The sequence below is a fragment of the Arthrobacter sp. UYEF3 genome (genome assembly GCF_040546245.1).
Taxonomy (GTDB): Bacteria; Actinomycetota; Actinomycetes; order Actinomycetales; family Micrococcaceae; genus Arthrobacter.
The window spans coordinates 1-20,896 of record NZ_JBEPNK010000024.1 but is presented as its reverse complement, the minus strand read 5'-3'; the positions used below and the strand labels follow the sequence as shown (position 1 = coordinate 20,896).

General features: G+C 63.9%; 20 protein-coding genes. 11 read left to right on the top strand and 9 right to left on the bottom strand.

Going from position 1 to position 20,896, the window contains the following annotated elements; all coding sequences use genetic code 11:
* Positions 1-8: 8 nt before the first annotated feature.
* From rnc to coaD, 4 genes are all read right to left on the bottom strand, one after another.
* Entirely contained in the window at positions 9-725 is a 717-nt protein-coding gene (gene rnc / locus ABIB14_RS14985; RefSeq protein ID WP_354236711.1) for a ribonuclease III, read from the bottom strand.
* A gap of 21 nt (positions 726-746) precedes the next feature.
* On the bottom strand, positions 747-950 hold the full coding sequence (rpmF, locus tag ABIB14_RS14980) for a 50S ribosomal protein L32 (RefSeq protein ID WP_056738282.1): 204 nt from the start codon (positions 948-950) through the stop codon (positions 747-749).
* A gap of 36 nt (positions 951-986) precedes the next feature.
* Positions 987-1,511, bottom strand: a complete 525-nt coding sequence (locus ABIB14_RS14975; protein WP_354236710.1) for a YceD family protein — start codon at positions 1,509-1,511, stop codon at positions 987-989.
* A 144-nt stretch (positions 1,512-1,655) separates the two neighbouring features.
* On the bottom strand, positions 1,656-2,135 hold the full coding sequence (gene coaD / locus ABIB14_RS14970; RefSeq protein ID WP_354236709.1) for a pantetheine-phosphate adenylyltransferase: 480 nt from the start codon (positions 2,133-2,135) through the stop codon (positions 1,656-1,658).
* Between the two features lie 48 nt (positions 2,136-2,183).
* Between coaD and ABIB14_RS14965 the strand changes: the two genes are divergently transcribed.
* The 3 genes from ABIB14_RS14965 to ABIB14_RS14955 are packed head-to-tail and all read left to right on the top strand — an operon-like array spanning position 2,184 to position 5,055.
* The gene (locus tag ABIB14_RS14965; RefSeq protein ID WP_354236708.1) at positions 2,184-3,065 is read left to right on the top strand and encodes an SDR family NAD(P)-dependent oxidoreductase; all 882 of its coding nucleotides are present in this window, start codon (positions 2,184-2,186) and stop codon (positions 3,063-3,065) included.
* Entirely contained in the window at positions 3,062-4,270 is a 1,209-nt protein-coding gene (locus ABIB14_RS14960; RefSeq protein ID WP_354236707.1) for an aminotransferase class I/II-fold pyridoxal phosphate-dependent enzyme, read from the top strand. The genes ABIB14_RS14965 and ABIB14_RS14960 overlap by 4 nt, the downstream gene beginning before the upstream one ends.
* Positions 4,267-5,055 (top strand): spermidine synthase, encoded by a 789-nt coding sequence (locus tag ABIB14_RS14955; RefSeq protein WP_354236706.1) that lies wholly within the window; start codon positions 4,267-4,269, stop codon positions 5,053-5,055. The genes ABIB14_RS14960 and ABIB14_RS14955 overlap by 4 nt, the downstream gene beginning before the upstream one ends.
* Positions 5,056-5,205: 150 nt before the next feature.
* Here ABIB14_RS14955 and rsmD read toward each other — a convergent pair whose 3' ends face one another.
* Genes rsmD through ABIB14_RS14935 form a run of 4 tightly spaced genes read right to left on the bottom strand, consistent with a single transcriptional unit; the run spans position 5,206 to position 10,199 of the window.
* A complete protein-coding gene (gene rsmD / locus ABIB14_RS14950; protein WP_354236705.1) occupies positions 5,206-5,811 on the bottom strand; it encodes a 16S rRNA (guanine(966)-N(2))-methyltransferase RsmD in 606 nt (201 codons plus the stop codon).
* Positions 5,812-5,856: 45 nt separating this feature from the next.
* Complete coding sequence (locus tag ABIB14_RS14945) at positions 5,857-8,076, bottom strand: ATP-dependent DNA helicase RecG (protein ID WP_354236704.1); 2,220 nt, start codon at positions 8,074-8,076, stop codon at positions 5,857-5,859.
* Positions 8,066-9,145, bottom strand: a complete 1,080-nt coding sequence (locus ABIB14_RS14940; protein ID WP_354236743.1) for a DAK2 domain-containing protein — start codon at positions 9,143-9,145, stop codon at positions 8,066-8,068. Before ABIB14_RS14940 ends, ABIB14_RS14945 begins: the two co-directional genes overlap by 11 nt.
* 22 nt (positions 9,146-9,167) lie before the next feature.
* A complete protein-coding gene (locus ABIB14_RS14935) occupies positions 9,168-10,199 on the bottom strand; it encodes a thiamine-phosphate kinase (protein ID WP_354236703.1) in 1,032 nt (343 codons plus the stop codon).
* 104 nt (positions 10,200-10,303) lie between these two features.
* Between ABIB14_RS14935 and ABIB14_RS14930 the strand changes: the two genes are divergently transcribed.
* Together ABIB14_RS14930 and ABIB14_RS14925 are read left to right on the top strand one after the other, a co-directional pair.
* Positions 10,304-10,885 carry a YdcF family protein gene (locus ABIB14_RS14930; protein WP_354236702.1) on the top strand — a complete coding sequence of 194 codons (582 nt, stop codon included), beginning with the start codon at positions 10,304-10,306 and terminating at the stop codon, positions 10,883-10,885.
* A 67-nt stretch (positions 10,886-10,952) separates the two neighbouring features.
* Positions 10,953-11,240: a hypothetical protein gene (locus tag ABIB14_RS14925; protein ID WP_354236701.1), complete on the top strand. Its 288-nt coding sequence runs from the start codon at positions 10,953-10,955 to the stop codon at positions 11,238-11,240.
* A gap of 29 nt (positions 11,241-11,269) precedes the next feature.
* Here the strand turns inward: ABIB14_RS14925 and ABIB14_RS14920 are convergent, their stop codons facing one another.
* On the bottom strand, positions 11,270-12,742 hold the full coding sequence (locus ABIB14_RS14920) for a hypothetical protein (RefSeq protein ID WP_354236700.1): 1,473 nt from the start codon (positions 12,740-12,742) through the stop codon (positions 11,270-11,272).
* A 423-nt stretch (positions 12,743-13,165) separates the two neighbouring features.
* Here ABIB14_RS14920 and wecB point away from each other — a divergent pair, with 423 nt between their 5' ends.
* From wecB to ABIB14_RS14890, 6 genes are all read left to right on the top strand, one after another.
* Entirely contained in the window at positions 13,166-14,296 is a 1,131-nt protein-coding gene (gene wecB, locus ABIB14_RS14915) for a non-hydrolyzing UDP-N-acetylglucosamine 2-epimerase (protein WP_502909681.1), read from the top strand.
* A 64-nt stretch (positions 14,297-14,360) separates the two neighbouring features.
* Positions 14,361-17,240 (top strand): CgeB family protein, encoded by a 2,880-nt coding sequence (locus ABIB14_RS14910; protein WP_354236698.1) that lies wholly within the window; start codon positions 14,361-14,363, stop codon positions 17,238-17,240.
* The gene (locus ABIB14_RS14905) at positions 17,233-19,242 is read left to right on the top strand and encodes a glycosyltransferase (protein ID WP_354236697.1); all 2,010 of its coding nucleotides are present in this window, start codon (positions 17,233-17,235) and stop codon (positions 19,240-19,242) included. Before ABIB14_RS14910 ends, ABIB14_RS14905 begins: the two co-directional genes overlap by 8 nt.
* A gap of 189 nt (positions 19,243-19,431) precedes the next feature.
* Positions 19,432-19,689, top strand: coding sequence for a hypothetical protein (locus ABIB14_RS14900; RefSeq protein ID WP_354236696.1), 258 nt, complete (start codon positions 19,432-19,434; stop codon positions 19,687-19,689).
* 39 nt (positions 19,690-19,728) lie between these two features.
* Positions 19,729-20,307, top strand: a complete 579-nt coding sequence (locus ABIB14_RS14895; RefSeq protein WP_354236695.1) for a transposase family protein — start codon at positions 19,729-19,731, stop codon at positions 20,305-20,307.
* A 253-nt stretch (positions 20,308-20,560) separates the two neighbouring features.
* Entirely contained in the window at positions 20,561-20,806 is a 246-nt protein-coding gene (locus ABIB14_RS14890) for a helix-turn-helix domain-containing protein (protein ID WP_354236694.1), read from the top strand.
* Positions 20,807-20,896: the final 90 nt, after the last annotated feature.

The following is a 20,896-nucleotide window of genomic DNA, read 5'->3' as shown; positions in this document are numbered from 1 at the left end:
GGAGGCGCCTAGCTGCCGGTCTGGGTGCTCAGTCGGGAACCCTCTGCGGGCGCGGAGAGCCGGCGCCAGGCGTCCGCTGCCGCTTCCTGCTCGGCTTCCTTCTTGGAATTACCCGCGCCGGAGCCGTAGTCGTGGCCGCCGATCCGCAGCACCGCCTCGAAGGTCCGTGCGTGGTCCGGGCCCGAGCCCTCCACCGCGTAGTGGATCGTGCCGAGCTGGCGGCTGGCCGCGAGCTCCTGGATGCTGGTCTTCCAGTCGGTGCCGGCGCCGAGCGCGGCAGCGTCCATGAGCAGCGGCCCGACCAGCCGCATAACGAGCTGACGGGCGGACTCCAGTCCGTTGGACAGGTAGGTGGCGCCGATGAGCGCCTCCATGGTGTCCGCCAGGATGGAAGCCTTGTTCTTGCCCTCGGTAAGCTTTTCGCCCTGGCCGAGGTAGATGTAGTCCCCCAGCCCGATGCTGCGGCCGATGCCGGCTAGCGCCCGGGTACTGACGACGGCGGAACGCCGCTTGGCCAGGTCCCCTTCGGGCAGCGTGGGGTTGTCACGGTACAGCGCGTCCGTGACGGAGAACCCCAGGATGGAGTCGCCCAGGAACTCGAGCCGCTCGTTGGTGGGGATGCCGCCGTTTTCGTAGGCGTAGGAACGGTGTGTCAGAGCAAGACGAAGCGTCCCGGCGTCAATAGAGACACCGAGACGCTTCAGAAGCTCTTCAGTTGAAGACATCTCGATCAGCCTGTTGGCGGATTAGACGTCTGCGACCTTGCGGCCCTTGTACTCAAGGAACAGCGCGGTGCCAGCCGAGTCGGTAACGACCTTTGCCTGGTGCGGCAGGCTGTAAACAACCTGGCCGTTTTCCACGGTCTTCACCAGGTGGGGGGCGGTTGCCTTCCACTGGGAGCGGCGGGCGCGGGTATTCGAGCGAGACATTTTCCGCTTCGGGACAGCCACGGCTAACTCATTTCTCTCTAGTCCAACACTTACAAATCAGTTTTGCCGGTCAGGCTTAGCCAGGTCGGCTAGGGCAGCCCAGCGAGGATCTACGACCTCGTGGTGATGCCCCGGCTCGTCTTCCAGGCGAACTCCGCATTCGGAGCAAAGGCCCTGGCAGTCTTCCCGGCACACCGGCTGGAACGGCAGCATGGTTACAACTGCGTCCCGCAACACCGGCTCAAGATCGATCAGATCGTGCTCGACTCGACGTTGCTCTTGTTCTACTTCTTCGTCCGGGAATTCAGCTTCCCCGTACAAGAAAAGTTCTTGCAAATCGACCTCTTGGTCATACGCAAGGGGATCCAGGCAGCGACCGCATTCGCCGGTTACTTTGACGTTTGCGGTACCTGATACCAGAATTCCTTCGTGTACGGCCTCCAGGCGCAGATCAAGCCCGATGTCCGAGCCTTCCTGCACACCGATGAGCGCCACACCAAGATCGCTTGGTGCGGGTACATGTTCCGTCAGTGTCCGCATGCTTCCCGGACTGCGTCCGAGGTCCTTGACGTCGAACGCCAAGGGCGAACTAGCATCTCGTTTAATGAGAACTCCTGTTGAACATATGACCGACGTACCATCTTAGCCTGAACTTCCGGGCGGACTCAAACCGACCGGCAGCAGGCCGCCGAGTACCGATCAAGCTTACCCTCTGCGCGGCGATTCCTAGACCGGCTCGCCGGACCTCAGCCGCTTCAGCACGGACTTCGGCACGAAGTCGGAGACGTCGCCGCCGAGCGTGAAGACCTCCTTGATCAGGGTGGAGGACAGATGCAGGTAGTGGCCCTCGGCCGGCAGGAACACGGTTTCCACCCCGGCGAGCTGCCGGTTCATCGTGGCCATCGGCAGTTCGTAGTCGAAGTCCGAGGAGGAGCGCAGGCCTTTGACGATCGCTGAGGCTCCGCGCTGACGGCAGTACTCGGCGAGCAGCCCCTCCCCCACGGGTTCCACCACGATCCCGCGCAGCGAGGCCAGCGTTTCCCGGGCCATGTCGATGCGTTCCTCGAGCGCGAAGCGGTACTTCTTGGCGTAGTTCGTGGACACCGCCACGATGACCTCGTCAAAGAGGCTGGCGGCCCGGGCGATGACTTCCAGGTGGCCGTTGTGAATAGGGTCAAAGGAGCCAGGGCATACCGCGCGTCTCATGCTCCGAACCTACCGCATCGGCCCCGGCGGCCGGGATAGCATGGCGGAATGTCAGGATCACTCAGTTCTTCTGCCGAATACGTGCGCGCGCCGTTCACTGTTTCCGGAGGCGTCGTCCTTGTGACCGGGGCCGCCACGGGCATGGGCCGCCTTTACGCCCTGCGCGCGGCCCGGGAAGGTGCCGCCGTCGTCATTCTTTGGGACGTCGACGCCGACGGGCTGGCCCGGACGGCCGGCGAGGTCACGGCGCTCGGGGCGCGCGCCGTCGTCCGGCGGGTGGATCTGGCCAGCCGGGAGGCCATTGCGGAGGCCGCCGGGGAGGCCGCGTCGGAGGGTCCGCTGACGCTGCTGGTCAACAATGCGGGAATCGTCCGCGGCGCCCTGTTCTGGGACCACCAGCCCGACCGTGACATTGCCTTGACCATGGACATCAATGCCCTCGCCCCGATGTATGCCACCCACGCGTTCCTGCCGGCCATGATGGCCGACGGTGGCCGGCCGCGCCGGATCCTGAACATCGCCTCCGCCGCGGGCACCGTGTCCAACCCGCGGATGAGCGTGTACGCCGCCTCCAAGTGGGCGGTCATCGGCTGGAGCGACTCGCTCCGGCTCGAACTCGAACAGCAGGGCTATCACCATCTCAAGGTGACCACGTTTTGCCCCAGCTACGTCTCCACCGGCATGTTCGCCGGCGCGAGCGGCCCGCTGTTCACGCCGCTGATGACCCCGGACGACGCCGTCGACCGCGCCTGGCGTGCCACGCTGGCCGGCCGTGCGCAGCTGATCGCCCCGGCGACGGCGCAGCTGGGCAAGGTGCTGCGCGGGCTGCTGCCGGTCCGGGCCTGGGACTTCGTCGGCGGCAGGATTTTCGGGATCTACACCACCATGGACAAGTTCACCGGACGGGACCAGAAGGCGGGGACCCGGTGAGCGGGCAACCGCTCTCCCCTTGGCAGCGTGCGGCCACGGGCGCCAACCTGCTCTCCCCCGGCGGAGATCTCGGCGTCACCATCTTCGAGGAGATGACCACGTTGGCGCTGGCCGCCGGTGCCATCAACCTTGGCCAGGGCTTCCCGGATGAGGACGGCCCGGCGGAGATCAAGGACGCCGCCCAGGCCGCGATCGCTGCCGGAGCCAACCAGTACGCCCCCGGCAAGGGCATCCTGGAGCTGCGGGAGGCCATCTCCGACCACCAGCAGCGCTTTTACGGGCTCAGTCCGGATCCGCAGACCGAAATCATTGTCACCACCGGCGCCACCGAGGCGATCGCCGCCGCGCTGCTGGCGCTGGTGGGTCCCGGCGATGAGGTCCTCACCTTCGAACCGTTCTATGACTCTTACGGTGCGATCATTGGCCTGTCCGGCGCCCGGCATGTCACCGCGCCGCTGCTGGCACCCGACTTCATGCCCGACCTCGATGCCCTGGCGGCGGCGTTCAGCGACCGCACCAAGGTGGTGCTGGTGAACAACCCGCACAACCCCACCGGCACGGTGTTTCCGCGCGAGGTGCTCGAACGCGTCGTCGAACTTGCCACCAAGTACGACGCCGTGATCATCACCGACGAGGTCTACGAACACCTCACCTTCGGCGTGGCGCACCTGCCGGTCGCCACGCTGCCCGGCGCAGCCGAACGCACCCTGACTATTTCGTCCGCCGGCAAGACGTTTTCCTTCACCGGCTGGAAGATCGGCTGGCTCAGCGGCCCCGCCCACCTGGTCGCCGCCGCCCGGACTGTCAAGCAGTTCCTCAGCTACAGTTCCGGGACCCCGTTCCAGAGCGCCATCGCGGTGGGCCTGGGCCTGCCCGACGAGTTCTACGCCGGCATCGCCGACACCCTGCGGCTCAAGCGCGACATCCTCAGCGAGGGGCTGCGCGCGGCAGGCCTGGACGTGCTGACCCCGCAGGGAACCTACTTCGTCAACGTGGACACCGCCCCGCTGGGCATCTCCGATTCGGTGGACCTGGCCCGCCGGCTGCCGGGCCTGGTGGGCGTCGCCGCCATCCCGGTCCCGGTCTTCTGCCACCCCGACGGCGCCGAACGGACCCGCAGCCTGCTCCGCTTCGCTTTTTGCAAGAAGACCTCAGTCCTCGAAGAAGCCGCCGAACGGCTCGCCACCCTCCGGGACAGGCTGTGAGCGCGGACGAAATCCGGGCAGCCAGCCGCTTCCTGCGCACCACCGGCCAGCACGCCGTGATCGAACCCGATGCGTTCACCGAGGGCGGGTACGTGCTGAGCATCGGCGGGGCCGAGCAGTCCCACGTCGACCTGGCAGACCCCGCCGACATCTTCTACGAGTATCTGCGCAGGATCGGCCACGTGGTGGATCTCGCGGCGCCGTGGGGTGAGCCCGTCACGGCCCTGCACCTGGGCGCCGGTGCCCTGACGCTGGCACGCTACATCCAGGCGACCAGGCCGGGGTCCGTGCAGTACGCGGTGGAGCTGGAGCGGGAGCTTCTGGATTTTGTATTGCAACAACTCCCGCTGCCGGAGGGGACGCAGCTGCAGACCGTGATCGGCGACGCCCGGGAGTCGCTGGCCACACTGCCCCCGGAGCTGGGCTTCGACGTCGTAATCCTGGACATCTTCTCCGGCCCCGAGGCGCCGGAACACATCGCCTGCACGGAGTTCTACCAGGAGGCTGCCGCCCGGCTGACCCCTCGGGGTGTGCTGATCGTCAATGTCGGCGACGAGCCGGGCCTCACCCTGGTCCGGAGCCAGGTGGCGGCGCTGCGCCGGGCGATGGCCGACGTAGCGGCCTTCGCCGAGACGTCCATGTTCGCCGGCCGGCAGCCCGGCAACATCATCCTGACCGGGACGCAGGGTCCGTGGCCCTACGCCTGGACCGCCGCGCTCACCGCCCGCGGTCCGCACCCGGCGAAGGTTCTCGCCGGCGTGGAGCTGGACGTACTGTCGGGCTAAGTGGGGTGGCCGGGCTGCTCCCTCGGGAGGACATGTCCAGTCTTCGCGCCCAGGACCGGACATAAGCGGAATATGTCCATCCGCCGACCCCGGCGCGGGGCATGTCCGGGCTCCGGCGCCAGGTGTGGTGGCTGCGCCGAAGAAACCGGACTACTCCCCGTCCGCCAGCATTGCTTCCGGGCCCTCATCCACGCCGGGCTCGGCGAACCAGAGCCGGGTTTCGCCGTATTTCTTCTCCGCGAACCGCTCCAGGCCGTCCGGCCAGTCCGGTTCCGGGGTGCGGGTGGAGCGCTCCACCACGACGACGGCGCCCTCGGCCAAGTGCGGGAGCAGCTTGGCGAGCACCGCTGCCAGGCCCACCTCGTCCAGCGGGTAGGGCGGGTCCAGGAAGACCAGGTCCCACCGGGTTCCTTCGGCGGCCCGTTCCAGGAACGATTCGACCTTGGAACGGTGCACGGAGACGACCTTGTGCCCCGCGACCGTGTTGACCAGGTCCGCGTTGCGCTGGCAGACCTCGCTGGCCTTGCCGTCGAATTCGACCAGGTCCACGGTGCCTGCCCCGCGGCTGGCGCTTTCCACGCCGAGCGACCCTGACCCGGCGTAAAGGTCCAGTACCCTAGCTTCCGCGATGATCTCGAAGGCGTCCAGCCGGGAGAAGAGCGCTTCCTTGACCCGGTCGGTCGTGGGCCGGGTCAAGGATCCCGGGACACTGGCAAGCGGGGTGCCGCCTGCGGCGCCGGCGATGATCCGGCTCATGGTTGCAGCTCCTGTCCGGCTCCGCCGGGTGTTCGAACTGCGTTCCTAACCGCGTTCAAGGAACGCCTCCTTTTCAGGGTTGAGGTAGTCATCAATGGCCGCGGCAAGCGCAGCGTGGCGGTCCAGGCCCGGGTCCGCCCCCACGATCGCCTGGGCGTCCTGCCGGGCGCGCGCGATCACGTCCTCGTGTTCCAGCACCCGCAGCAGTTTCAGCGTCGAGCGGCCGCCGGACTGCGAGGCGCCCAGGATGTCCCCCTCGCGGCGGAGCTTGAGGTCCTCCTGCGAGAGTTCGAAACCGTCGGTGGTGGCCGCCACCGCGTCGAGCCGGCGCCGGCTGGGATGGCCCGGTTCGAGGCTGGTGACCAGCAGGCAGGTTCCGGGCAGGCCGCCGCGGCCCACACGGCCGCGGAGCTGGTGGAGCTGGGAGATACCGAAACGGTCCGCGTCCAGGATCACCATGAGGGTGGCGTTGTGCACGTCCACGCCGACTTCGATCACCGTGGTGGAGACCAGTAGCTGGGTCCGGTTGGCGGTGAACGACGCCATGGTGTCCGACTTCAGCGTCGGATCCTGCCGGCCGTGCAGCGGTGCCACGCTGACGCCGGCCAGCGCCGGTTCGTCCCGCAGTAGTTCAACGACGCCGGTCACCGACGCGAGTTCCCGGGCGCCGGTCTCGGCCAGGTCCGCGTCGGTGGGCTCCGCTTCGCCGGGGCTGAAGTCGCCGTCGTCGTCGGTGCCGATCTTGGGGCAGACAACGTAGACCTGGTGGCCGGCGTCGATCTCCTCGCGTGAGCGGGACCAGATCCGGGTGGCCCAGGCCGGGTGTTCAGCGAGGCCCACCACATGGGTGGAGATCGGCGCGCGGCCGGCCGGCAGTTCGTCCAGCACCGAGGTTTCCAGGTCGCCGAAGACCGTCATGGCCACGGTGCGCGGAATGGGCGTCGCGGTCATGACCAGCAGGTGCGGCGGTTTACTGGCCTTGGATCGCAGGACGTCCCGCTGTTCGACGCCGAAGCGGTGTTGTTCGTCCACCACGATCATCCCTAGGTCGTAGAAGGAGACGTTCTCGCTCAGCAGGGCGTGGGTGCCGATCACGATGCCTGCGGTCCCGGAGGCGGAGTCCAGCATGGCTTGTTTCCGGGCGGCGGTGGGCATGGAGCCGGTCAGCAGGGTCACCTGGACCGAGTCCGGGCCGAGGCCGCCGAGCAGCCCGTCCCGCGAGAGCGGTCCGAGGGTGCGCCGGATCGAGTCGAAGTGTTGGGCCGCGAGGACCTCGGTGGGGGCCAGCAGCGCGGCCTGTCCGCCGGCGTCGACCACCTGCAGCATGGCGCGCAGGGCAACGATGGTTTTGCCCGAGCCCACCTCGCCCTGCAGCAGCCGGTTCATTGGCGAGTCCAGTGCCAGTTCCTCGGCGAGGGTCTTGCCGACGGCGGTCTGGCCGGCGGTCAGGGTGAACGGCAGCTGCCGGTCGAAGGCGGTCAGCAGACCCTCAGCCGCCGGACGGCGTGCGGTGGCTTCCTCGGCCGCCAGCTGCGCGCGGCGCCGGGCCAGCGCCGCCTGCAGCACCAGGGCTTCCTGGTAGCGGAAGCGGTCCCGGGCACGCTGCCAGTCGCCAACAGCCTGCGGGGCGTGGATGAGCCGGTAGGCGTCCGCGACGGGCAGGAACTTTTCCCGGGCGGCGATCTTCTCCGGCAGCGGATCCGGCAGGGCGCCCAGGTCCGCGGTTTCCAGCAGCGTGGCGATGACCTTTTGGATGGACCAGCTGGTCAGTTTGGCGGTGGCCGGGTACACCGGGATGGGCATCGCGGCGAGCTTCTCCGGGTCCATCCCGGGGACATCCGGGTCTTCGTCCAGCAGCTGGAACTGGGGGTTGGTCAGGCCCAGCGAACCGCCGTAGCGGGTCACCTTGCCGGAGAACAAAGCACGCCTGCCCGGCTGCAGCTCGGCCTTGGCGCGGAAGCCGTTGAAGAAGCTCACCTTCAGCGTGCCGGGGGTCCCGGCGTCGTCGGAAATCACGACGTCGGTCAGCGTACCGCGGCGGGCGCGCATGGACCGGGTGCTGTTGGAGAGTACCCGCGCAATCAGGGTGACTTCCTCATCAAGCGGAACGTCGTTGATGGGTGTCAGCTCGCCGCGGTTCAGGTAGCGGCGCGGGAAGTAGTTCAGCAGCCCGCCGACGGTGCTGATCCCGAGGTGCTTCTCGATGACGGCCGCGGAGCGCTTCCCGATCCTGCGTTCCAGGCCCAGTCCAGGCTCAGCGTCCATGTCCGCCGAGGTCCGTGCTGCGCGCTGCTGCGCCGGGAACTGCTTCCAGAGGAAGAGAACCGGGATCCCGGGGCAGGGCGAGTTCGCTGACGCTGATGTCGGAGGGTTCGCCGAGGGAGCGGATCAACGCGACGGCCGGCGCGGCGTCGGACACGTGGACGTGGACCCGCCAGCGGTAGGCGCCGTCGGCGTCGGCCTCGCCGCCCACCTGGCTCATGATGACGGATTCGCCGAGCTCGTCGAGCCGCTGCCGCATGGTGGCCGCGTCCAGCGGCGAGAGCGTGATGGTGCACATGACTTCCACGCCGTCATCGCGCGGCAGGTCCGCGTGGATGTGCGGGGCCTGGACATCATAGCCGTGCAAGCCGTCGAACAGCTGTTCCTGGAGTTCTTCGCCGAGCACGGCGGAACGCAGGCAGTCCAGGACCAGGAGCATCCCGACGCCGCCGGCATCCACCACACGGGCGGTGTGCAGGGCTTCGAGCTGGTCCTCGGTGCGCACCACGGCGGCCAAGGCTGCCTCGACGGCGGCATCCAGGGCCAGGCCGAGGGTGTGGTTGCTGTCGTCGCCGTCGTGGTCTGCGTCGACGACGGCCGCGGCGCGGCCTGCCGCTTCCATCACGGAGAGCATGGTCCCGGGAACCGGGTCGCTCAGCGCGGACCAGGCGCGGATCTGGGCGCGGTTGAGGGCGGCGGCCAGCAGGGGAGAGCTGAGCCGGGTGTGCCCAGCCAGTGGTTCGGCGGCGGCGCACAGGAAGACAGCGAAGAGCGTGCCGGAGTTGCCCCGCGCCTGTTCCATCGCGGCCTGGCCTGCCCGGGCCAGGACGGCTCCAACGTCGTTCTGTGCGGGGTCGGGCGGACCTACCACGGGCGGCCGGGTGTTGCCGTTGACCAGCGGCCGGGCTGTGGTGTCAGTGGGGACGCCCTGGGCCGCCCGGGCGGCGGCGCGCACGGTGAGGTAGAGGTTAGTGCCGGTGTCGCCGTCGGCCACGGGAAAAATGTTGATGGCGTTCAGGCGGTCGCTGTGGTTCCCAAGCGTTGTTTCCGCCTTGCCCAACCACCGCTTCATCGCTTGCGCGTTGGCGGCAATTTTAGTCTGCAAAGTGATCCCATCCCACAGTTTCAGCGGGCCTGCCCGCTATGGTCACGCCCGCGCTGACTGTCGCTGCAGGGGCTTCTACCGAGCCTATCGCAGTGAAACCGTGAGGCAGTTGAACGTCTGCGGGGAAGGCGGCGAGCAGGCCGTGGTCCTCGCCGCCGCCGAGGACCCACCGCACCGGGTCCTCGCCCAGCAGGGAGGCGGCCGGGAGCAGCGGCGCGGCGAGATCTTTGAGCGCCGCCGGATCAAGATTGAGCACGGCGTGGCTGGCCGCAGCCATCCGCGCCCCGTCCCGGACCAGGCCGTCGGAGATGTCCATCAGCGCGGTGGCTCCGGCGGCCCGCGCCAGCGGACCGGCCGCGAGCGGCGGCCGCGGCCGGCACTGGGTGTCCATCAGGGCGCGTTGTTCCGGCGTCAGGGCGTGCACGGGGGTGGCGGATTCCAGCAGGGCCAGGCCGGCGGCGGCCCGTCCGACGGTGCCGGCGAGCGCCAGGGTGTCCCCCGGCCGGGCGCCGGACCGCAGCACCGGGGCGTGTCCGTCAAGGGTGCCGAGGATGGCGACGCTGACGGCCAGTTCGCGTCCCCGGCCCAGGTCTCCGCCGGCCACGGCGCAGTCCGGGGCGCCTAGTTCGCGGATCCCGGCGCTCAGCCCGTCGGCGAAGTCCTCCACCCAGGACACAAGGGTTTCGGGGGGCATGGTTAGGCTGACGACCAGCGAGGTGGCGCGGGCGCCCATGGCGTTGATGTCGCTCAGGTTTTGCGCGGCCGCTTTCCAGCCGACGTCGTAGCCGGAGGTCCGGTAGCCGTTGTTCCACTCCAGCCGGAAGTCCTGGTCCACCACCTGGGTGTCGATGCTGACCACCGTCCGGCCGTCCGGCGCCGCCACGACCGCGGCATCGTCGCCGGGCCCCAGCAGGAGGGTACTGCTGTCCCCGCCGTGGAGCCGGGGGAAGATCCGGGCCAGGAGCTCGGACTCGGAGAGTTCGGCCACGGTGAGCAGTTCGGGGGTCACAAGTTCAGACACAGCCCTACGCTACCGCGCGGGGGCGACAACGGCGGTGGACGATACCTGCCGCGGCGCCGGCACCGTATTTCGTGGTTAGCAGGGCACGTGCCAAACTCTTAGGCATGCCCCGACTGATGCCTGCGATGCCCCCCGTCGCGGCGCAGGGCTTGGCGTTCGCCCTTGGGGCGGCCGTATTGTGGCTGATCGTCGCCGTCCAGTTGTTCGTCAACGTTGATCCCCTGAGTGTGCACCCTACGGACGCGGTCATCATGCTGGGCGGCGCCAGTTCCGAACGCCTGCCGGTGGCGCAACGGATCCAGCAGGAACTCGGCGCCCCGGTGCTGGTGCTCTCGCACACGGACACCCCCGGCAACAAGGTGGCCGACGAAGCCTGCAATACGGCGCAGTTCCCCAGCCCCGGCCTGGTCTGCTTCACCCCCGCTGACTACGACACCCGGGGTGAGGCCCAAGCCATACGGAAGCTGATCGCAGCAAACGGCTGGAAATCCATCACGGTGGTGACGTCCAGTTACCATCTCACCCGGGCCGGACGGCTGATGGAGCAGTGCACGACGGCGGACGTCCAGATGGTGGCGTCCCACCCAGACTTCTCGCCGGTTCAATGGCTGCGGCGCTTCGTGATCGAAACCGGCGGCCTGATCGATGTGTCGCTGCGGCCCGAATGCTCCTCGAGCGCCCGGTGATGTAAGAATTGAGGGCGGCCCGGCAAAATCGCTAAGGCGATGATCTAAAAAGCGAGGAGGACAGGCGATGGAGCATTCCACCGAGGCGAGTCCCCCACGTGTCCCCGCGCCCCGGCACCTTAAGCGGCGCCGCTTCCGTGAGGACATCCCGGATACCTCGCTGGTGCCTGCCGCCGAGCCGCTCTCCGAACCCCCTTCCTCTGAAGTCCGCGAGCCGAAGGCGAAACGCGCCGCCGAGGCCGCCACTCCGGAGGAAGCCGACTACCGGCGCAAACGCCTGGTGGCCTTGCTTCTGGTGATTGCCATAGCGGTCAGTGTGCCGGTGTTGGTAGTCGTGCTCGTTCTCGCCGGCTGAGACCGGTCGTTACGGAGAAAGCCGGTCCATCATCCGGTCTTCGCATAAAACGGGTTGACGGTCCCCCAGCCGTTTGTAACTTTGACGATGTAGAACTTTCCCGCCCCGAGGCTCGTTGCCCCCACGTTGGCATTGATGCTTTGAAGACCCGGGTTGAGCCCTTGCTGCTGGCCGAACAATGGACTATAGCCGGACGCAGCCACGGTCTTGGACTGCACTAGTCCTGCCCCAGTGGTCCACTGCAGTTCGACGGTCGCCCCGCTGAGGTTGAAGCCGGTTACTTGCAATGCGCCGGAGGCGGCGCTAAAGCTGCTGTCGGTAATGATGGGAGTATTTTTTTCGTTCTTTAGTTGCTGCGCCAGGGGCACGCCGGTCCCGACGCAGGTGTAGTACGTGTCCCACATGAATGAAATAATCTTGCGCGGGGCGTTGGCCATCTGCTGGAGCTGCCGGTCGATCCGCCCCTTCGTCGTCTGGCCGCGAAGGTTTGCATCGCATGGATTGGTTCCGTTGGCGGGCGCCATCCCTTCCATGTTGGCCCAGAGAGTCGCCCCGGTTCCGGCCACTCCGGCGGCCGCCGCCTGGAAGTAGTCCCGGTTCGGCGCCACGTATTTGCTGCCCCAGGTGCCCGCTCCCACCATGGCCGCCGCGTACTGGTCCACGGGCGAGTTTGCCTCGCTGCCGAAGTAGGCGCCGCCTTTGCCGGTCCCCATCCCGTCCTGGACGGCGATGCTCAATGGTGTTCCGCCAGCTGTGAGCGCTATGTTGCGCGCCCCGCCCTGTGCTTGGGCCGGTGTACCGTGGCCCGGCGCGGCGGTGCGCGCATCGATGTAAGGGCTCACGATGGCGCCGCGGCCCGGCATGATGGCCCGGATGGCTTGGTTCTGTATCCGGTAGACGCTCAGAACGGGTTCAAAGACCGCCCCATCGTTGAGAGGCATCTCCGTAGATAGATAGAACCCGGAGAGTCCTTTCACGTTGTTGGCCGCTGCTTGATATTGCAGATACCGGTCCGTGAACTGCCTAAACGTGTCCTGATAGGACAGGTCCGGGAGGTATGCCACATCGGCTCTGTTGGCCGGGATGGGCATGCCCGGGTAGAACTTCATCGCTTGGGCTGCCGCGGCCCGGGCGAGGGAACCGGTGGCGCTCGCCCCTGGCGCGCTGCCGCCGCTAACCACCACGACGTCGTAGAGGTTGTTCGAGGCGTCGCATCCGGCGCCGGTTGTGGATATTACCAGCACGGTGAACAGCTTGTTGTTGTTGGTGATGCTCCGGTCGCGAGGGCATCGGACGGCGGCGGAGCCCCACGGGCTGGCGTCAGCGTACGTGAAAACCCTGTTCAGCCGAACACCGCTCGCGGCTGCCTGGGCGCAATTGACCGCTGAAATCTGGCAGTCTGGGGGAACACCGGCAACACTCGATGGCGTCAGTCGCGATCCAAAGGTGATGACGGTGTCGCCCCCAACGGCCTTGATGGCCCGCAACTTATGTGTGTTCACGGAATCACTCGTGCTAGCCGCTACGAAGAATCCGCTGACGGGGAACACTGGGGTGTCGGCCGCCACTGCTGAAGACCCGAGAGGACCGAGTACCAGCGAAAATAGGGCCAGCATCAGCGGGAACCACCGTTGTGAGGCCCCGTGGGAAGAATACGTCTTGGTCTCTTGGGTTGCTGCCACGCCTGGTCCTTGGCTCGCTGGGTGAGACCCTGAACTTATCAAACAGGGTGGCGCGAGCCGCCGCAGAGTGCAAGAGGGAACTTTAAGTTTTCGTTGATCCGCCACTGCAATTAGAACCGCGCGCCGGCCGTCGCTCCGATAAGTCCCTGGGCGGTAGCGATTCAGCCTTTCGGAGCGCGTTCCCGTAACATTACCGGCGGACATCCATTTATTCTTTTGGGGGAAATACCTGTGCCTACGATCATGCCCATCTTCGGGACGAGGCCAGAGGCCATCAAAATGGCCCCGATCGTCGCCGCCCTGCAGGACTCGGACCTGTTTGACTGCGTAGTCACCGTCACTGGCCAGCACCGGGAGATGCTTGACCAAGTCAACGAACTCTTCGGCGTCGTCCCGGATCACGATCTGAACATCCTTCAGCAACGCCAGTCTCTCTCCGCCATCATGACCCGCACAATTGACGGCCTGGACAAGCTTTTTACCCACGACAAGCCCGACGCTGTGATAGTCCAGGGTGACACCACGACGTCCACGGCAGGAGCAATCGCCGCGTTCTACCACAGCATTCCCGTAGTACACGTTGAGGCCGGACTTCGCAGCGGCGACCTTTTCTCCCCGTTTCCGGAGGAGGCCAACCGCAAGCTGACCAGCCAGCTCGCCAGTCTGCATTTAGCTCCCACCAGCGTCAGCAAAGCAAATCTCGTGGCAGAAGGGGTGGACCCCCATGACGTCGTCGTAACCGGCAACACCGTCATTGATGCCTTGCTCACTACCGTCGGAAAGAAAATACCGTTCACCGACCACCGGTTGGAAGAGCTTGCCAGCACCGGGCGACAGATCCTTCTGGTCACCACCCATCGCCGCGAAAATCAGGGCGATACGATGCGAGGCATGGGCAGGGCGCTCGCCAGGATCGCAGATGCGGAGCCGGATCTTGTTATAGTGCTGCCTGCCCACAAGAATCCAGCGGTTCGCGAGACTGTGCTGCCTGCCCTAGAGGGCAAGCCGAACATCATCGTCACCGAACCACTGGCATACGGTGAATTCACCCGTATGCTCGCGCTAGCCCACATCGTCCTCACGGACTCTGGTGGAGTTCAGGAAGAAGCGCCGAGCCTCGGTAAGCCGGTTCTCGTTATGCGTGAAAACACGGAACGGCCCGAGGCTGTCCACGCAGGTACCGTAGCCCTCATCGGAACAGACGAAGATCGGATCGTCAAAGAAGTGGACCGCCTGTTGAATGAGCAAGCGCACTTCGACTCCATGGCTAACGCGGTAAATCCCTATGGTGATGGCAAAGCGGCGCTCAGGACACTAGCGGCGCTCTCGCAACTCTTTGGTCTTGGACTCCGGGTCGAAGACTTCACGGTTTGATCTTCGGCCCAATCATCAGCGTCAAATTCGTTTACACAGTTTTCAGCTATTTGGAGAGAACCGCATGCTTCGGACCATCCTAGACAAGCCCCGGGCAAAACTTCAGCGAACCTGGCACGATTCCCCCACGGGACAACCCAGGACACAGTTCCTACTAGACACTGGGCTTCCTTCAGGTTCAAGTATCGCCCTCGTCAAACGCTCGCATTGGCTTCGAGCTGAGGTGGCAGGAAACTCAGAGTTATCTGTCCACGTAAGGGTGGCCCAGCGCTCTACGGAACTTGCAGACAAGGCTGGCGTTGTCTGGATAAGGTACTTCGAACAGGACGGCGGCGAGGTCGTAAGTGAGTCAAAGCTAGCCTCCGGTAAGAACGGCCACTACGTCTATCTGGTACCAGGGCCAGAGGGCGTCACGACGTTTAAGCTTCGCACCCCAACTAGCTGCGCCTCTGTCGCTCTCGGCTTCGCAGTATGGAAGGCCAGTCCCGGCTCACTTAGCCTTCAAAATGCTATTGCGATCGAGCAGACGATTTCCCAACCGGTGCCCACACTGAAAGCAGGCAACGCCGGGGCGCGGACCGGCCAGATTGTGATTTCTCCGGGCGAGGACTGCTCGACTGCTTTTGTCCTCGACACGTCGCCAGTATGGCGTGCTTTCTCTCTGCATGACACCAAAGATCTCGAGTGCCAAATTGAGGTCCTCGACTCGGCTGTCTTTGGAACTCCGAAGCCGGGAATCGTGTTTGTGAAATTCCTCGACAAGTACGGGGTCGCTACACCCTCCCGGGTCGAGGTTCCGTCGGGTCCACGGGGCGACTACTTCTACGTGAATACAGATGCTTCCGGACGATTTGCCTTTCGCCTGCATGCACCTGCCAATGCCGTCACCGTTGAGCTGGGATTCGCCGCATGGGAAGCGAACGCTCAGCGTCTGACGATCCGGAACCGGATCACCTTCGAGTCGCTTCCGGCGTCGGCCGCAGAGGGTCTACGGCCGTCTGCACCGCCGATTCAGTCGAAGGACACCGGCTTCCTTTTCGACCCACAGTCGGCGAATGCCGCAGATTTCATCGTAAAGAAGTCGCCTGTCTGGATACGGCTGGCCACGGACGGTTCGCGGAACTTCACACTGTCGCTGAACATCGCCCGAGCCACAGCCCTCGGTACTGCCAAGAGCGGCCTATTGCGCGTCGAGGCCATCGCTGCTACTGGCCGGATGGAAACAGTGTCGGGCCTCAAACACTCAGAGGAGTACGGTGCGTACGCGTATCTCGATGCCCGAACAACCGGGGCGAGGACGTTCCGTATTGGGGTGCCGTCGTCCACAGTGGAACTACGTATTGCCGTCCAAACATGGGACGCACCGGACGCCGATCTGCAGATCTCGAACGAACTCCACTTTGAGGCGACTGCCGACCCGGGTGCCACACGGAAAGCGGTCGGCAACTTCCGAGCCGTAGCCCCGGCGGTCCGTCACCCCCGGGAATTTAAAGTCGCCCTCATCTGTGATGAATTTACCTTTAACAGTTTCAAATACGAATTTGACCCCATTGTTCTCGATCCTGACTCGTGGCAACAGCAACTCGAAGACAACCGACCGGACATCTTCCTGTGTGAGTCGGCCTGGTCAGGCGTGGACTCCAACACTCGCCCTTGGAAAGGAAGGGTCTACGCCAGCCGGAACTTTGCCTACGAGAACCGCCGCGAGCTGCTGGGGATCTTGGAGTGGTGCCGGACCGAAAATGTACCAACTGTCTTCTGGAACAAGGAGGATCCCACGCACTATCCGGACAGGGAGCATGACTTTGTGGCCACTGCGGTCAAGTTCGATCATGTATTCACCACCGACCGGGACTGTGTGGAGATGTACCGGAAGGACTACGGACATCCGAGTGTCCACTGCCTACCGTTCGCCACACAGCCACGACTGTTCAACCCCGTCGGAGGTTCGTCGCGAACGGACGAAGTGATCTTCGCTGGGAGTTGGTACGCCAACCATGAAGAGCGGTCGGCAGAGATGCTTGCCATCTTCCGCAAGGCGCTGTCGGCTGGGCGCCCCGTCAAGATCTTTGACCGCTTCTATGGCTCCACTGACGAACTACACGCATTTCCCCCAGAACTTCGCCCGCTCACTGTTCCGGCCCTTTCACACGCTGGGCTGGCAAAGGTCTATAAGTCCAGCCTCTTCGGAATGAATATCAACACCGTGACGGACTCCCCAACCATGTTCGCGCGACGCATCTTCGAGCTAATGTCCAGCAACACTCTGGTTCTCAGCAACGATTTTGCGGCGGCCGAGGAGTTTTTTGGAGATACTTTGGTGCTTGTGGGCCAGAACCATGACGGGCTCAAGGACCTTACGGCCGAGGAGATCGAGCGGAAGAGGGACGCTGCTCTACACAACGTGCTCAAAAATCACACGTATAGGGCACGTTTCCAGCAAGTTCTCGACGTGGTGGGGATTAACTATCAGCGCCTCGACGAACGAGTAACCGTCGTGTACCCGGTCGCCAACGCCAGTCAGGCCTCGGCCGCCCTAACGTCGTTTAGCGGCCTGTCTTCCGTAGCACAGGGTGTATTGCTCGTTCTGTCCGCGGATATTCCTGATGAAGACGTGCGCGCCCTCTACTCGGAGTTCAATCGGTACGGTGCCACGGTGGTTTCCGCGGCTCTTGCGCTAAAACAAGATGTAACGGCCAAATCATTGGTCCCCACTTCTCACTTCGTGGTCCTCTTACCAGAAAGTCAGGTGACTCCGGAGTACATTAAGCGGGCCATGCTCCACACCGAATATGTGGACTCGCCGATCGTGCTCGGCTCGGACGTGAGGTATGAATTTACTCCGTTTCACAAAGTCGCCAACCTAATCGCACCCCGTGAGTTCATCGGCACCGTTTTGCGACACAGCGGAACTACAATCGCCGGCGATTTCTACCATGTCTGATCTCGACAATGGGAAGGTTGCACTGACAGATGAGACACCAAATGACAAGGTCAATGGCATGAAAATTAGCATTATTGTTCCTTGCTACAACGTCGAAACTAAAATCGACAGGTGCTTCGCTTCGCTAGAGAGGATCGATCAGGAGTTCGGACCCTCCGACTTTGAGGTGATCTTTGTCGACGATCGCTCGACGGACGGGACAGTGGGCAAGATTCTGGCAAAGCAGGTCCAACGGCCACATTGGAGCGTCGTAGAGCTCCAGAGCAATAGCGGCTCCCCGTCACGGCCGCGGAATACCGGGGTGGCCGCCGCGAAGGGCCAATTCGTCTTCTTCCTGGACCCTGACGACGAAGTCTATGCCGTGACCTTGCGAGCCCAATACGACCTTGCCGTCGCCGGGGCAACTGACCTCGTGCGCACTTCCCTCGAGGTCGCGGAACTAGGGAAACCGACCATCGTTATGAATCGGGTAAAGGACTACCCAACCGACGGATCTCGGTTCGACCAGATCGCTGAGCTTGTCCGTCAACAAAGCACTACAAACTCGTCCTTGGTGCGAAGGTCACTCCTGGTGGACCACAACGTGGAGTGGCCGGAAGATCTTCATATGGGCGAGGACACGATTTTCCTCCTAAAGGTTCTGAGCAGCGCCGAGAAGATCACCTACCTTGATGAACCCGGCATTGTCTACCACAAGACGGTCAGCGCAGTCCGTTCCGCCACCCAACAATACACTTCGCGCGATTTGGCCTCCCATCTGACGGTTTGGGACGAAGCCGAGCGGATCCTCGCACCAACCGGACTAAGCTATCTGGAATTGCGCGGTGCAGTTGGTATCCGTGTTGCGATTGACCAGATGTACAAGTACGGCTCAACAAGCTACCCGGACGCAAGCCTGCTCGCCTTCGCCGACTTTGTGCAGCGGCACTCTAACGCCATAGGGGGGCTCATCGTTCGTCCGCGTATCAGGGAAACGCTTGACGCACTTGAGCAGGGCGACCTTGCAGAAATCCGTAAGAGCCTCCGCCTCCGTGTGCTGGTTGCGGGTAATGACCTAAAATTCATAAAGGCTGCTCTGCCGGCACTCGAAGAATTTTATGAAATCCGCGTTGATGAATGGCCAGGCCATGATAGCCACGATCCAGCGCTGAGCACTGAACTCCTTAACTGGGCGGACGTCATTTTCTGCGAATGGCTCCTTGGAAATGCAGTATGGTACGCGGAGAACAAGAAGCCCCACCAAAAACTCATCGTGAGGTTGCATCTTTTCGAATTAAATCGGGATTTTGGCCACAAACTGAGACACTCGGCCGTCGACTCCTTCATTTCAGTCAGTGCGCACACCGCTGAAGATATGATAGAGACTTTTGGCGTGGACCGTGCGAAAGTGCGCGTTGTCCCCAATTTCATCATTGAGGACAACTACGCCCAAGGCAGTGGCGTAGACAGGCTGTTCCGTCTAGGCCTAGTGGGGCCAGTCCCCCGCCGTAAAGGTTTGCTCAAGGCGCTCGAATTGTTACGCAGCTTGCACCTTCTAGACGCTCGTTACTCGCTAACCATATTCGGCAAGGGTCCCGAAGAGTTTCCGTGGGTCATGAGGGACGAAGATGAGCGTAATTATTACGAATTGTGCGAAAGATTTATAGTCGATCATGGCCTGTCTGAGGCGGTAAGCTATGCGGGCTGGGTGGACACGACGGTGGAACTTGCTAAAGTAGGTTTTGTTCTATCCCTCAGCGATTTCGAAAGCTTCCACGTAGCACCCGCTGAGGCCTTTGTTTCCGGCAACCAAGCGTTATTTCTGCCGTGGCGGGGCGTCGAATTCCTTTACCCTGAGAAATACATTCACGCTAACATCTACAGCATGCGGGATTACATCCTCGAGAATCACCAGGAAAGCGTCTTTCAATCCACCGGGGCCTACGGCCAAACCTACGTTCGACACAACTACGGCTTGGATGCCTTCACCGCCAATGTGACGGAAATCGTCGCGTCGATCTAGGTGTGCTGCCCAGGCACGTTTGTCAAGAGGCTGATGGGCGGGTGGGCTTCGATCATGGTGGGCCTGTGATCATTTCCGGGTTCTTGGTGGTTCGTGGGGAATTGAGTTCGTGTCGTTGAAGACTAGAGGCCCGTGGCCCTGCTGGTATGAGTGTGTCTAAGCATTCAACCTGGAACAGGACCACGAGCCTTGAACGAGCCTACCGGGGCGGCAGCTGACGCTGCCACCATCCTCTCCAACTTGCCCGACTACCGCGTCGTCTCCACCACCGTCACTACCGGCGGCCGCCGGCAGGTCATTTTCGAAACCGACCAGCCACTGGGCTGTCCGAGCTGCGGGCTGATTGCCTGCTCATCGCATTTGAGAGTGTTGTCGGCTCTTGGTGGTTCGTGGGGAATTGAGTTCGTGTCGTTGAAGACAAGAGGGCCCGTGGCCCTGCTGGGATGAGTGTGTCTAAGCATTCAACCTGGAACAGGACCACGAGCCTTGAACGAGCCTACCGGGGCGGCAGCTGACGCTGCCACCATCCTCTTCAACCTGCCCGACTACCGCGTCGTCTCCACCACCGTCACTACCGGCGGCCGCCGGCAGGTCATTTTCGAAACCGACCAGCCACCGGGCTGTCCGAGCTGCGGGGTGATTGCCACCCGCCGGAAGGAACGCCGCTTCCAACGACTCCGGGACATCCCTGTCGCCGGGACGGTGGACGTCTTCTGGTCCAATTACCGCTGGTATTGCGAGGAACCCGCCTGCGAGAGGCTGTCCTTCTTTGAATCCACGACACAGGTACCGCGCCGTGCCCGCTCCACCGGCCGGCTCCGGGACCAGCTCGTGGACGCGGTCATCCGTTCGGGCCGTGCCTTCTCGGAGACCGCGGCCGGCTTCGCCGTGTCGTGGTGGATGGTCCGTGCTGCCGTCAACGAAGCCTGCGTGCTGCAGTTGCCCGACGTGGACAAGCTCAGCCCCCGAATGCTGGGCATCGACGAACACCGGTTCCGGTCCGTGCGCTACTTCCAGGACCCGGAATCAAAGACCTGGACACGGTTCGAGCCCTGGTGTGTGTGATCGACTATCTGTAGGCCGTTTCAGCCAGGAATTTGAGCCAAGTTGGTGGCTCGTTTCAGGCCAAAAGAGCGGTAAGAATCAGGCCAGTCTTTTCTCCTGAAATTCGCGGTTTCGGGGGCTGGCTTGGAGATAGAGATCAACCGGTGGTTCGGGGCCCTGCCTGTGTCAGGGACATGGGCCCGCCACCTCCCAGATAAGTTCCTTACGGCGCTGCCATTGCGAAGCGTATGCGCCGGAAGGGCTGGAAAGTGAGATGACGGTACCCATGTCCGTTCAAGAAAATATCAGAAGACTCGATTCCCAGGGAGTCCCGGTGCGGGAGATCGCCCGAAGGCTTGGAGTGAGCCGGACCTCAGTGGCCAAGTACGCCGAGCAGGAGGACTTCTCCCCGGCGGCGCCGGCACCGCTGGCCAGGCCGGGGGCCTCGGTGTTGACCGGGTTCGAGCACATCATTGAGCGGTGGCTCATCGAGGACCAGCGCCGGAACCGCAAGCAGTGAATACTGGCTTCCAAGGGAGCCACCTGTCGTGCGCTTCAGAGCCACCTGCCCAGATCACGGATCGTGTCGTTCAGAGCCACGATTGGCGTG